At 53.5% G+C, this 12,885-nt stretch carries 10 protein-coding genes and 1 pseudogene; 7 read left to right on the top strand and 4 right to left on the bottom strand.

The window, feature by feature from the left end; all coding sequences use genetic code 11:
* Together ACWWFX_RS20555 and ACWWFX_RS20550 are read right to left on the bottom strand one after the other, a co-directional pair.
* Positions 1-304, bottom strand: a 304-nt coding sequence (locus ACWWFX_RS20555; protein WP_473224658.1) for a DNA-binding protein, incomplete at its 3' end; no start/stop codon positions are given.
* Positions 305-316: 12 nt separating this feature from the next.
* Positions 317-583, bottom strand: a complete 267-nt coding sequence (locus ACWWFX_RS20550; RefSeq protein ID WP_063930228.1) for a helix-turn-helix domain-containing protein — start codon at positions 581-583, stop codon at positions 317-319.
* A 148-nt stretch (positions 584-731) separates the two neighbouring features.
* Here ACWWFX_RS20550 and ACWWFX_RS20545 point away from each other — a divergent pair, with 148 nt between their 5' ends.
* Together ACWWFX_RS20545 and ACWWFX_RS20540 are read left to right on the top strand one after the other, a co-directional pair.
* On the top strand, positions 732-1,280 hold the full coding sequence (locus ACWWFX_RS20545; RefSeq protein WP_473224657.1) for a helix-turn-helix domain-containing protein: 549 nt from the start codon (positions 732-734) through the stop codon (positions 1,278-1,280).
* Positions 1,281-1,703: 423 nt separating this feature from the next.
* Positions 1,704-1,961: pseudogene (locus tag ACWWFX_RS20540) on the top strand (DUF84 family protein); the annotation flags it as partial.
* Between the two features lie 69 nt (positions 1,962-2,030).
* Here the strand turns inward: ACWWFX_RS20540 and trpR are convergent.
* Positions 2,031-2,366: a trp operon repressor gene (trpR, locus tag ACWWFX_RS20535; protein ID WP_473224656.1), complete on the bottom strand. Its 336-nt coding sequence runs from the start codon at positions 2,364-2,366 to the stop codon at positions 2,031-2,033.
* A gap of 87 nt (positions 2,367-2,453) precedes the next feature.
* Positions 2,454-4,391, bottom strand: a complete 1,938-nt coding sequence (sltY, locus tag ACWWFX_RS20530) for a murein transglycosylase (protein ID WP_473224655.1) — start codon at positions 4,389-4,391, stop codon at positions 2,454-2,456.
* Between the two features lie 210 nt (positions 4,392-4,601).
* Between sltY and ettA the strand changes: the two genes are divergently transcribed.
* The 5 genes from ettA (at position 4,602) to ACWWFX_RS20505 (ending at position 12,874) form a co-directional block, all read left to right on the top strand.
* On the top strand, positions 4,602-6,269 hold the full coding sequence (ettA, locus tag ACWWFX_RS20525) for an energy-dependent translational throttle protein EttA (RefSeq protein WP_149463005.1): 1,668 nt from the start codon (positions 4,602-4,604) through the stop codon (positions 6,267-6,269).
* Positions 6,270-6,714: 445 nt separating this feature from the next.
* Entirely contained in the window at positions 6,715-7,872 is a 1,158-nt protein-coding gene (locus tag ACWWFX_RS20520; RefSeq protein WP_473224654.1) for a capsule biosynthesis protein, read from the top strand.
* Between the two features lie 30 nt (positions 7,873-7,902).
* Positions 7,903-9,573: a polysaccharide biosynthesis/export family protein gene (locus tag ACWWFX_RS20515; RefSeq protein WP_473224653.1), complete on the top strand. Its 1,671-nt coding sequence runs from the start codon at positions 7,903-7,905 to the stop codon at positions 9,571-9,573.
* A 21-nt stretch (positions 9,574-9,594) separates the two neighbouring features.
* Complete coding sequence (locus ACWWFX_RS20510) at positions 9,595-11,616, top strand: capsular polysaccharide biosynthesis protein (RefSeq protein WP_473224652.1); 2,022 nt, start codon at positions 9,595-9,597, stop codon at positions 11,614-11,616.
* 13 nt (positions 11,617-11,629) lie between these two features.
* Positions 11,630-12,874: a capsule biosynthesis protein gene (locus ACWWFX_RS20505; RefSeq protein WP_473224651.1), complete on the top strand. Its 1,245-nt coding sequence runs from the start codon at positions 11,630-11,632 to the stop codon at positions 12,872-12,874.
* Positions 12,875-12,885 lie beyond the last annotated feature (11 nt).

The following is a 12,885-nucleotide window of genomic DNA, read 5'->3' as shown; positions in this document are numbered from 1 at the left end:
CCGGGCACTGGCGCAGCAACGTAAGTTCATCACGAGAAGTAGTGACCTCACGCTTCGGCATAGCAGGTGTAGATGCACAACCGCTTTGCTTAAGCACCTCGCGGTAATGGCGGGCTTTGACTATTTCACGAGCCTGTTCAGGGAGACAATCGACGTGATATTCGAAAGCTTTAGAACCAGTGCGGCGGCGACGTAATTCAGTGCTGTCACCGACCCGTTTATTCAAACAATTTCGGATGTTGTGCTCCATACCAGGAAGACCAGGCAGGCCGACAGATTCCTTTGCGGTTAACCAGATAGACATGAATTCCTCCGGTTAAGCCGTAAGACGGCTGTCAGAAAAGTAGCGGCTCGGCCAGATCATCGAAGGTGATACTCCGATTTTTTCTGCGATAGCTTCTTCATAACGTCCGCACTTACGGTAGAAAACATTGCGGATCGCATTTTTGCCGACGCCCAGCTCGTTCTCCAAATCACTCAGGCTTACGCCCTGGCGATCAAGGGCAGCAATGATCGCCTTGCTCGACCAGTCTTGCCCTTCAGACACAAACAGGCTGGCCATATCTTGTCTCAGCAATTGCATTGTTGGTATGCTCCTCTGTTTATCTAAAACGATAATCACATTTGATAATCGTCTTCATACAATCTAATCGCATAATAAACCGATTTCAAGTGGTTTATTCGCAACATAATGCGATTTAAATTTAATTTGTTATTTATCATGGTGTTATATGAATAAAACCGATGCTTTTGAAAAAAACCGTGAGCGGTTTAAAGTCATGCCTGGAATAAACCGATTTGCAGAGCGCCTAAAAATCGCGATGAATGGCCTTACGAATGTAGCGCTAGCTAGCCGCTGTAAGATCTCTGAATCTGCGATACGTAGCTACTTGTTGGGTAAGAGCTATCCGGGTATCGACAAAATACAGGCCATATCAGAAGCCTGCGGAGCACCTTTGATTTGGCTTATTACCGGAGAGGATATCGCAATAAATCGCGATAGAATCGGTGAATTTGGCGATGATCAGCTAGCCAGTGTGTTGAGCGTCATGTCGAATGAACAGCGCCATCAGCTAGCGCAGGCTATTGTCCAGCATGGACTAACGGGAATTTTTAATTCACTAAGGGGGATTGAATCTATTTCCCAGTTTGCAATGCTTCCAGAAAACGAGAGGTCACAACTGATGAGATTGTATGGGGAGGTCAAAAAGGGGGCATCTGACATTAGTGAAAACAACGAGCTAACCGACTCTACGCACCAGAAGGCGGGTCGTGCTTAGGCTTTCGGCCTGCGTTCTGGGCAGAGTTGTGAGTAATCCATGTAAGAGCATGAACGACATACGTTCTGTATTCATGACAGATGAAAAGCAAAAGTAGTGTTTTTTCTTTCTACACCATTTTCAAAGTTATGTTGTATCAATAACTTATAAGTTTTTTTCGTGTTAGCAAAAAGAAAATTGTTTTTCTTTTGATTGGGCAAGGAAAGAACAAGCAAGAGGAGCTAGTTTTTTGCTAACGGCTGATTAAAAAGGAGTTAAATTCGATCTATAAGAGATCAATAGAGTGCAAAATTAAACGCAAAAATAGCTATTTTTACTCATTTTAGTTTTTGCAGTGCAAAATCACAGAATCCTCTCAATCCCTCTATCCATCGGCCTTTCCGGCATCCCACCCTAGATTCCTCATAGTGCAAAAACGATCACCTCCCCACAGCAGATCAGCGCGGCGAAGCGCGTTCCGCTACCTTGCCGTTGCCGGAAGTCATTCTGGAAAAAGTGCGTGAAGGGGAAGAGCTCGGCCCGGTCATGTCGCATTTCACCGGAATCGATAAGATTGGCCGCAAGGAAGGCGCTATCGGCGTGTTCACCAAAGGTGCCCTGACGCGCAGTAGCGTTTATCATCAGGCGGTGGTGTTAGCGTTAAGCCCGTTCCATAACGCGATTTACGGGCAACGCGGGTAAGTTTGCCGGATGGCGGCTGACGCCTTATCCGGCCTACGGACCGTAGTAGGCCTGATAAGCGCAGCGCCATCAGTCGTTGTTCACCGTTTTCGGCAGCGTCTGCTCCAGCCATTGGCGCAATTCGGCAGGGGCCGATTTCAGGCTGTTCGAACCGCGCGTAATGGTGGCAATGCCTGCACCCAGCTCTGACTTCAGCTCGCGCTGACTCATCTCACCACGCAGTAATTCTTCAATAATGCGCACGCGCGTGCCCAGCGCTTCGCGTTCATCAGGCGTCATGATCAAGTCGAGTAAAGGCAGTGCGTGCTCGTCAGCATAGGCCAGACGAAGCAGCTCAACAAAGCGAAGCCATTCCTGATGTCGCTGTTCCGCGACGGAGGCTGAATAAGGGGATTGTTGGGTCATAGTATACCGCCATGTTATGGCGGATGGCGCAGGGCCATCCGCTGTATGTACTCTTCAACGAGTACAGCATAACATAGTCACTGCCGATCAGTAACGGCGTTGCCACTCGCTATCGCTAAAGATCGCCTCTTTTTCGCCCATAAAGTGACGATAGTACGCGTCATACGCCAGCACGTTCTTCACATAGCCACGCGTTTCAGAGAACGGAATGCTCTCAACAAACGCGACGGGGTCGATACGCCCGGCGCTGTTGCCAACCCAGGTGCGCACGCGCCCCGGACCGGCATTGTACGCGGCAGATGAGAAGATACGGTTGTTACCAAACTGCTGGTAAACGTATTGCAGATAGCTGGTACCGATGTTGATGTTAGTTTCCGGGTCCAGCAGCTGATTCTGGTTGCTGTAGCCTGGGATGTTAAACATCTGCACCGTGTGCGTCGCCGTACCCGGCATGATTTGCATCAGGCCGCTCGCCCCTACCGGTGATTTCACTTTCGGGTTCCAGGCACTTTCCTGACGTGCAATTGCCATTGCATAACTTTGCGGAATGTCTTTACCGGCGGTGTAACGCACAAAGAGATCGTTATAGGCAGGCGGGAAACGCTCTTGCAAATTATCCCACAGCTTGCCTGCGATGGTCGCCTGTACGCTGAGATCCCACCAGCGTTGGTCAAACGCGTAGCGCGCCAGCTGGGCCTGCTCGTTCTTTGTGCGGCTGCTGACCAGGTTCGCCCATTCGCTGCGCGCGGTGTTATCCATATCCCAGTACATCAGTTCACGCACGCGCGCCATTTCCGGGCCGTTCACCAGTAGCGGCGAAACGGTGCCCTGCGGGCCTTCGATGCGCAAGGTGTAATCTTCCCCCAAACGCTGCGCCGCCACCATCGGGTAGAAACCGCGCTGAGTCATTAAGGATTTGAAGATCTCTTTCGCTTCGTCATCGCGCCCGCGCTCCATCAGCAGGTCGGCCTGCCAGTAGCGCCATTCATCTTTCTCTTTGGCATCCATCGGCAGACGCGCCAGCCAGGTATTCAGCCCACGGCGATCGCCGGTGCCAAGCGCCATACGGACCCGACGCTCAATCAGCGATGTAGACTGAGAACGCATAATGGCGTCGTCGCGCCATTTTTCCTGCTCAGAAGTGACGTCAGTGCCCATCAAACGCCAGGCGACGATATCGCGCAGCTCCTGGGTTTGATCGTCATTAAGCTGCTGCGCCTGCACCAGCGACGGGATCATCAGACGCGCGTTTTCCGCATCCTGACGCGCGACGCTGGTAAACGCCACCGCCGCCACCGAGCGGGTAAAATCGGTCGCGCCCGTGGTTCGCGCAAAGGTCAGCACGTTATTGGGATTGTTCGCAAGGTCGGTCACCGCCTGCGAAATGGTTTGATAATCCGGCGGCATCTGCGAGGCCAGCGCTTTGACCAGCGAAGTATTACCCGCGTTCATCGCCAGTCGGATACGTTCGAGATACGCGAGCGGGTCCTGCGTACCGGACGAACGCCAGGCGCTGAACAGTTTGTCGCAGGCATTTGGCTGGCTTTTCCCCGTCAGCCACAGTTCTTTCGCACCGTCCCAGGCCTGCTGGGTCTCGCCAACATTATATTTGGCGTAGTAATAGTTACACTGCGCTTCGGTGGTACCAGGTTTGTCCGGGCTGAAGGCCAGCAAGCCGCGCCAGTCTTCGCGTCGTGCCAGTTCGTTCACATAGCGATTTTTGAGCGTCCGCGCCGGCGGCAGCGTCGGGTTATCGCGCACAAAATTGGTGACGGTAACGGCTGGCGTGTTCATCAAATCGCCGGAGATCTGGCGATATTCCAGGTAAGGATAAAGCGGGTATTCCCGCAAGGTTGGCATCAACTGGCCCACGACATCCATCTGTCGGTTATCCCAGGCCTGCTTAATCTGCGAATAGCGACTGCGCTGTTCGTCCAGTGAATCCGCGTGAGCCAGGTTGTTAAGTGACAACAGGCAAACACTGGCCGCTAACACGCGCCACGCCATGGGTTTGGCTTTTTTCACACGATCTTCCTCTAATCAATCACATGTTGCAGCTTCATGCCGCGTATAAGATATCTATTTCATGCTAACCACACATGAGGCAACGCGCCACGTTCTGGACACATTTTTACGCTTTTATCGCGTTAACCGCCTCGCTGGGATTAACGAACGAAAAAGGCTACACTTCGGCTTTGTATACTTACCATCAAAATAAAAGAGGCGAAGTCCAACGTGGCTCAATTCGTTTATACCATGCATCGTGTCGGCAAAGTGGTTCCGCCGAAACGTCATATTCTGAAAAACATCTCACTGAGCTTCTTCCCTGGCGCAAAAATCGGTGTACTGGGCCTGAACGGCGCCGGTAAATCTACGCTGCTGCGCATCATGGCCGGTATCGATACCGACATCGAAGGTGAAGCACGTCCGCAGCCAGGTCTGAAGATTGGTTACCTGCCGCAGGAACCTCAGTTAAATCCGGAACATACCGTTCGCGAATCCGTTGAAGAAGCGGTTGCCGAAGTGGTTAACGCGCTGAAAGGTCTGGACGAAGTCTACGCCAAATATGCCGAGCCGGATGCCGACTTCGATAAACTCGCCGCTCAGCAGGGCAAGTTTGAAGAAATCATTCAGGCGCATGATGGCCATAACCTGAACGTTCAGTTGGAACGCGCCGCCGATGCGCTGCGTCTGCCGGACTGGGATGCCAAAATCGCCACCCTTTCCGGTGGTGAACGTCGCCGCGTCGCGCTGTGCCGCCTGCTGCTGGAAAAACCAGACATGCTGCTGCTCGACGAACCGACTAACCACCTGGATGCGGAATCCGTCGCGTGGCTGGAACGTTTCCTGCACGACTTCGAAGGGACCGTTGTGGCAATCACCCACGACCGTTACTTCCTCGATAACGTGGCGGGCTGGATTCTGGAACTTGACCGTGGCGAAGGTATTCCGTGGGAAGGTAACTACTCCTCCTGGCTGGAACAGAAAGATCAGCGTCTGGCGCAGGAAGCTTCTCAGGAAGCGGCGCGTCGTAAGTCGATCGAGAAAGAGCTGGAGTGGGTACGTCAGGGCGCGAAAGGCCGTCAGTCTAAAGGCAAAGCGCGTCTGGCCCGTTTCGAAGAACTTAACAACGTCGAGTACCAGAAACGTAACGAAACCAACGAACTGTTTATTCCGCCAGGAGCTCGTCTGGGGGATAAAGTGGTGGAAGTCAGCAATCTGCGTAAATCTTACGGCGATCGCGTACTGATTGACGACCTGACTTTCTCGGTACCGAAAGGTGCGATTGTCGGTATCATCGGCCCGAACGGCGCGGGTAAATCGACGCTGTTCCGCATGATGTCCGGTCAGGAACAGCCTGATAGCGGTTCTATCACGCTGGGTGATACCGTGAAACTGGCGTCCGTTGATCAGTTCCGTGATGCGATGGATAACAGCAAAACCGTGTGGGAAGAAGTTTCCGGCGGGCTGGATATCATGAAGATTGGCAACACCGAGATGCCAAGCCGCGCGTACGTTGGCCGCTTTAACTTTAAAGGCGTTGACCAGGGTAAACGCGTGGGCGAGCTGTCCGGCGGTGAGCGCGGTCGTCTGCACCTGGCGAAACTGTTGCAGGTAGGCGGCAACGTTCTGCTGCTCGATGAACCGACCAACGACCTGGATATCGAAACCCTGCGCGCGCTGGAAAACGCCCTGCTGGAGTTCCCTGGCTGCGCAATGGTTATCTCGCACGACCGTTGGTTCCTTGACCGTATCGCCACGCACATTCTGGATTACCAGGATGAAGGTAAAGTGGAATTCTTCGAAGGTAACTTTACCGAATACGAAGAGTATAAGAAACGCACGCTGGGCGCAGACGCGCTGGAGCCGAAGCGTATCAAGTACAAGCGTATTGCGAAGTAATAACATTATCGCAGGCCGGGCAAGCGTTAGCGCCCCCGGCCTACATTTCTTGCGAATACATACATTTCACGAATAAAAATTTAATTTAAATTCATTTAATCTTTAATATCCACAAATCCAATAAATAGATCCTCCAATCTAATCCACGCTTCAAATATTATTACAAACATTCATTGCAATTCTGGAATAACAAGATTGAGATGCCAGATGGTCTATGCTACAAATAGCGGCACCAGAAGGAATTGCGCCATATATTCAGCTAATCTAGTTTAGCGAGTTAATTATTCGCGCCAGCTATATTCAGCATGCGTTAAAACCATTCACCATCGACATTAACAAAGGATTGATATGTCTATTATTTATAATTCCCACTATTATTCCCAACGTCATCACTATTAATTATTTATTTGACGAATATAGTTTTAATTAAATCGCGTTCGGAATTATGAAAACTAATCACGTGTTTATTACTCATCTCTTTCAGCGTCTGAAAACCTGTCGGCAGTGCGCCTGCGCACTACCGTTCCAGCGCTATCTTGCGCATATTTTTATTACCGCGCCGATGGCGTTGCTTTTGATTTATCTGTTCATTTTTAGCCAGCCGCGCTACATGAGCGAATCCAAAGTTGCCGTAAAACGCCCCAATGAAATTGACAGTTCAAGCCTGAACGTTGGCCTGCTGCTGGGAGCGTCGAACCCGTCGTCGGCGGAAGACTCCCTCTATTTAAAAGAGTACATCAACTCGCCCGATATGCTGATGGCACTGGATAAGCGACTCAACTTCCATCAGGCATTCAGCCAAAGCGGTTGGGATCTCTTTTTCCATCTTCCCGCTGACGCCACCACCGAAGAGTTTCTCGACTACTACCGCAGCCGGATTTCCATCGCTTATGACGAAAAATCGGGCCTGCTGGATATTCAAACGCAGGGCTTCACCCCCGAGTTTGCTCAGGCCTTTAACCACGCGGTGCTGAAAGAGTCTGAGCGCTTTATCAACGAGCTTTCCCATCGTATTTCGCGCGAGCAGATGCAGTTTGCTGAAGAAGAGCTGCACCAAACCCGTCAGCGCCTGAACGAGAGCAAAAAGCAGTTGCTCGCTTATCAGAATAAAAACAACGTTCTCGACCCCGCAGCCTCTGCTGAAGCCGCCACTACGCTTGTGAATACGCTGATTGCCAAAAAAATCGAGATGGAAGCAGATCTGCGAAATCTGTTGACCTATTTACGCGCCGACGCGCCGCAGGTGGTCAGCACTAAAAACGCCATTAAAGCGTTGCAGGCGCAAATCGATGAAGAGCAAAGCAAAATCACCGCGCCGGAAGGGAAAAAGCTCAACAGCATGGCGGTCGATTTCGAAGAGATAAAAGGCACCGTGGCCTTTGATACGGACCTTTACGCTCTGGCGCTGAAAGCCCTTGAGAAAACGCGCATGGAAAGCGCGCGCAAGCTGAAAACCCTGTCGGTTATCAGTTCACCACAGCGCCCGGAAGAGTCGTCATTCCCGAATATTCCTTATTTATTAATCAGCTGGTTACTGGTGTGCAGCCTGCTGTTTGGTACTGCCAAACTGCTGCTGGGCATTATTGAAGACCATAAAGACTGACGGCCTGAGTCATTTTTAACAGAGTGCATTATGAAATTAGCTAAATCCGTAGTTCTGCTCGCAGTCCTTCACGTTGGGCAGGCGCTCGCCACAGGCGTCACCGCCGACCCGGAACTGACCGGTGCCGCACCGTTATCACCGCTCATCAGCGGGCAAAAGTCACCTGCGGTGAACAACGGTTTTGATAACACGCCGCCGATGATGGAAGCGCCGGCGTTAAGCCGCATGTTCGGCGCGCAGCTGTTTAACGGCACCAGCGCCGACAGTGGTACCAGCATCGGATTTAACCCGAGCTATGTTGTTTCGCTGGGCGATACCATTCAGGTGCGTCTGTGGGGCGCGTTTAACTTTGACGGCGCGCTGCCGGTCGACCCGAAAGGCAATATCTTTGTACCGAATATCGGGCCGCTGAAAGTGGCTGGCGTGCCGAACGGGCAGCTTAATGGCCTGGTGACGGCGAAGGTCAAAGAGGTTTATCAGTCTAACGTTAACGTCTATGCCTCGCTGTTGCAGGCGCAGCCGGTGAAAGTGTTCGTTACCGGCTATGTCAAAAACCCCGGCCTGTACGGCGGTGTGGCGTCCGATTCGCTGCTTTCCTACCTGAGTAAAGCGGGCGGCGTAGACAGCGAGCGCGGCAGTTATGTTGACATCACCATCAAGCGCGGCAAATCGACGCGCTCCCGCGTCAACCTGTATGACTTCCTGCTTAACGGTACGCTGAATCTGTCGCAGTTCTCTGACGGCGATACCATCGTCGTGGGCCCGCGCAAATATACCTTCAGCGTGGATGGCGACGTCTATAACAGCTATGACTTCGAATTCGCCAGCAGCGCCATTTCGGTGGATGAAGCGCTGAGCTGGGCGCGGCCAAAACCGGGCGCAACCCACTTCACCATCGTCCGCCAGCAGGGCACGGTAAAACGCACGGAATATTATCCGTTGAGCGGTGCCGCGGGCCGCACGTTGCAGGATGGCGACAAACTGATCGTCAGTTCTGACCGCTATGCCGGCACCATTCAGGTGCGCATCGAGGGCGCACATTCCGGCGAACACGCTCTGGTGCTGCCTTATGGCGCAAGCATGAAACAGGTGCTCACACAGCTGCGCCCGAACAGCATGTCGCAGATGAACAGCATTCAGCTTTATCGCCACTCTGTCGCCATCCGGCAAAAAGAGATGCTCACCCTTGAGCTGCAAAAGCTGGAACAGGCGTCGCTCTCTTCCCAGTCATCCACCCAGGAAGAAGCGCAGCTTCGTATGCAGGAAGCGCAGCTGGTCAGCCGTTTTGTGGCGAAAGCGCGTCAGGTGGTGCCGAAAGGCCAGGTGGTGCTGAACGAGAAAAACCTCGATTCCGTTCTACTGGAAGATGGCGATGTCATCACTATCCCTGAGAAAACCTCGCTGGTTATGGTGCATGGCGAAGTGCTGTTCCCGAACGCCATCAGTTGGGAGGAGAAGCTTGACGCTGACGATTACATCGAGAAATGCGGCGGCCTGACGCAGAAATCCGGTCAGTCGAAAATCATCGTGATTCATCAGGACGGTTCTGCGGTGGATGCGGACGATGTCGGCGCTCTGACGGCAGGCGATGAAATTATGGTTCTGCCGAAGTACGAGTCGAAAAACATCGAAGTGACGCGCGGCATCTCCACCATTCTTTATCAACTGGCGGTGGCGGCGAAAGTCATTCTGGATATCTAACGCACGAATGCAGGGAGCATTATGATCGGCGTCTATTCCTCGGGGATTTGGAAAATCCCCCATCTGAGCCAGCTGCTCGGCAAGCCCTGCCGTAAGCTGTCCGTTAGCGGTGCCATTCCCGGTGACATTTCCGCCGTCGCCGTCTGGGGAATGAAAGACAACACTGCGCTGCCCGCCGCCAAAGCGCGGGCGGCGGATTTACCGCTGCTGCGCCTGGAAGATGGCTTTATTCGCTCGCTCGGGCTGGGTGTGAATGGTCATCCGCCGCTCTCTATCGTGGTTGACGATCTTGGCATTTACTACGATGCCAGCCGCCCGAGCAGGCTGGAACGGCTCATCCATAAAGAGTGTGAAGAGAATGCCTTCGCTGAAGAGGCGCAATCGGCCATCGACCTGATTGTGAGCGGCGATTTATCGAAGTACAACCACGCCCTGCCCTTCCCCGCTGCCGCGCATGAAAAGCCGATTGTGCTGGTTATCGACCAGACGTACGGCGATGTGTCGATAACCCTGGGCGGAGGGTCGGCGCAAAGCTTTAGCAACATGCTGGCCGCCGCCTGTGAAGAAAATCCGGACGCTGAAATTTGGGTCAAAACGCATCCCGACGTGTTGAGCGGGAAAAAGCAGGGTTATCTTACCGACAGCTTCAGCGACCCGCGTATTCGCCTGCTGGCGCAGGACGTTAGCCCGCAGTCGCTGCTGCGCTTTGCGAGCCGTGTCTATACCGTCACCTCGCAATACGGCATCGAGGCGCTGATGGCCGGGAAATCGGTAACCTGCTTTGGCCTGCCGTGGTATGCCGGATGGGGGCTGACGGACGATCGCCACCCACTGGCGGAGTCATTAACCGGCAGGCGCGGCCAGGCGACGCTGCTGCAATTAATTGGCGCAGCGCTGCTGCGGTATCCGCGTTATCTCGACCCCTACACTCACAAACGTGGCACCTTATTCGACGTACTGCACGCGCTCCAGCTGCAACGCCAGCATATGATTTCACGCAGCGGCCATCTGTGGGTTCCCGGCCTGACGCTGTGGAAGAGCGCCATCATGAAAACCTTCCTCAAAACGCCGGAAAACACCCTGAGCTTTGAGAAAAAATCACCTGCGGCCACCGCCTGCGTGGTATGGGGCGTGAATGGCGAAGCCAAATTCAGCCAGGCCGCGCGCGCGCAGAACCTGCCCATTTGGCGAATGGAGGACGGTTTTCTACGCTCAAGCGGGCTGGGTTCCGACCTGCATATGCCGCTATCGCTGGTGCTGGATAAAACCGGGATTTACTACGATGCCCGCCGCGCCAGCGACCTGGAAACGCTACTCAACCATTCAACACTGCGTCTCGATGAACGCGACCGCGCGCTGGCGCTTCAGCAGACGCTGGTCAGCAGCAAGCTCAGTAAATATAACCTCGGCAAAGGCTGGCAACGGCCTGAGGCCGCCGACGGTAAACGCCTGCTGCTGGTGCCCGGCCAGGTGGAGAACGACGCCTCCATCGCCACAGGGAGCGTCGATATTCAAAGCAACCTGGCGCTGCTGCGTACCGTACGCGAGCGTAACCCGTCGGCGTTTATCGTCTATAAGCCGCATCCTGACGTGCTGGCAGGCAATCGCCCCGGCCATATTGATGCCGACGTGATGGCACATCTGGCTGACTGCGTGGCCATGGATGCCGACATTATCGACTGCATTACCGCCTGTGATGAACTGCACACCATGACTTCGCTTTCCGGGTTTGAAGCGCTGATGCATGGCAAAACCGTGTACTGCTACGGCCTCCCGTTTTACGCGGGCTGGGGGTTAACCCACGACGAACATACCTGCGCGCGGCGCAACCGCACGCTCACCCTGGCAGACCTGATTTATCAGACGCTGATTGTTTACCCCACCTACATCCACCCGCAGGAGAAGCGCGTGCTGCCGGTAGAAGAGGCGGCGGCATGGCTGATGGAGCAGACAAGGCCAGAAACGATCGCGAGGAAAAAAGCCGGACGCATCACGCGATGGATGCGCAAGGGCGTGAATCTTTATCGGGTGAAATTTAATTAGCGAGGGCTGAGGCATGGACAGCACAGCAATGAGCAAATTACTGGCGGGTAAGCGGTATCTGCTTTTACAGGGGCCGATGGGGCCGTTCTTTGCCGACCTGGCCGACTGGCTTGAGAGCAAAGGCCGCGAAGCGGTAAACGTGGTCTTTAACGGCGGCGATCGCTTTTACTGTCGGCATCGCCCGATGCTGCAATTTGACCAGACGCCCGAATATTTTGCCCACTGGCTAAAAGAGACGTGGAAAACCTATCCCTTTGATACACTGGTCTGTTTTGGTGATTGCCGACCGCTACACCAGGTCGCCCGTCAATGGGCGCAGGCCAAAGGGCTGCGTTTTCTGGCATTTGAAGAGGGATACCTGCGCCCGCACTTTATTACGCTTGAAGAAGGCGGCGTAAACGCCTACTCCTCCCTGCCTCGCGATCCTGAATTTTATCGCCATCTACCCGAACTGCCGCCGCGCAATATTCAGCCGTTAAAACCCTCGACTCGCTTACGCTACTGGCACGCGACCTGGTACTACCTGGAGGGCTGGTTTCACCGTCACGACTACCCGCTTTATCGACACCACAAGTCTTTCTCGCCGTGGTATGAGATGCGCTGCTGGGTGCGCGCCTGGCGACGCAAACACTGGTATGCGTTTAAAGAGCACGACGTTCTCCCCCGGCTTCAGACGCAGCTGGATAAACGTTATTACCTCGCGATTTTACAGGTGTATAACGACAGCCAGATCCGCAATCACAGCGGCTATGCCGACGTGCGTGATTACATCAACGACGTGATGTACTCCTTTGCCACCAAAGCCCCTGCGACCAAGTTTCTGGTGTTCAAGCACCACCCGATGGATCGCGGCCATCGCTTGTATCGTCCGCTAATCAATAAGCTCAGTAAGAAATACGGCATTCGCAACCGGGTGCTATATGTGCACGATCTCCCGATGCCGGAGATGCTGAAGCATGCCAAAGCGGTGGTGACGATTAACAGTACGGCGGGCCTGTCGGCGTTGATTCACAACAAGCCGCTGAAGGTGATGGGCGATGCCCTGTACGATATGAAAGGCTTAACTTATCAGGGGCATCTGCATCAGTTTTGGACGGCGGAATTCCAGCCGGATATGGGGTTACTGGCGATCTTCCGCAGTTATCTGCTGGAGACTACGCAGATAAATGCGGTGTTTTATGGGGGGAGATTTGTGACACCAAGGCAAGATAAAGTTATATCTCACGTTGAGATTAAAATAAAAAATGAAACCAGATAACCTAAATTCAA

The sequence above is a fragment of the Pseudocitrobacter sp. 2023LY-00077 genome (assembly GCF_055796175.1).
Note: the sequence above shows the minus strand (reverse complement) of the source record. Positions and strands in the feature narration are given on the sequence as shown.

Coding starts and splice junctions, on each gene's coding strand:
- ACWWFX_RS20550 (WP_063930228.1), bottom strand. CDS start 583: ATGCAATTGCTGAGACAAGATATGGCCAGCCTGTTTGTGTCTGAAGGG.
- ACWWFX_RS20545 (WP_473224657.1), top strand. CDS start 732: ATGAATAAAACCGATGCTTTTGAAAAAAACCGTGAGCGGTTTAAAGTC.
- trpR (WP_473224656.1), bottom strand. CDS start 2,366: ATGACCCAACAATCCCCTTATTCAGCCTCCGTCGCGGAACAGCGACAT.
- ACWWFX_RS20520 (WP_473224654.1), top strand. CDS start 6,715: ATGAAAACTAATCACGTGTTTATTACTCATCTCTTTCAGCGTCTGAAA.
- ACWWFX_RS20515 (WP_473224653.1), top strand. CDS start 7,903: ATGAAATTAGCTAAATCCGTAGTTCTGCTCGCAGTCCTTCACGTTGGG.
- ACWWFX_RS20510 (WP_473224652.1), top strand. CDS start 9,595: ATGATCGGCGTCTATTCCTCGGGGATTTGGAAAATCCCCCATCTGAGC.
- ACWWFX_RS20505 (WP_473224651.1), top strand. CDS start 11,630: ATGGACAGCACAGCAATGAGCAAATTACTGGCGGGTAAGCGGTATCTG.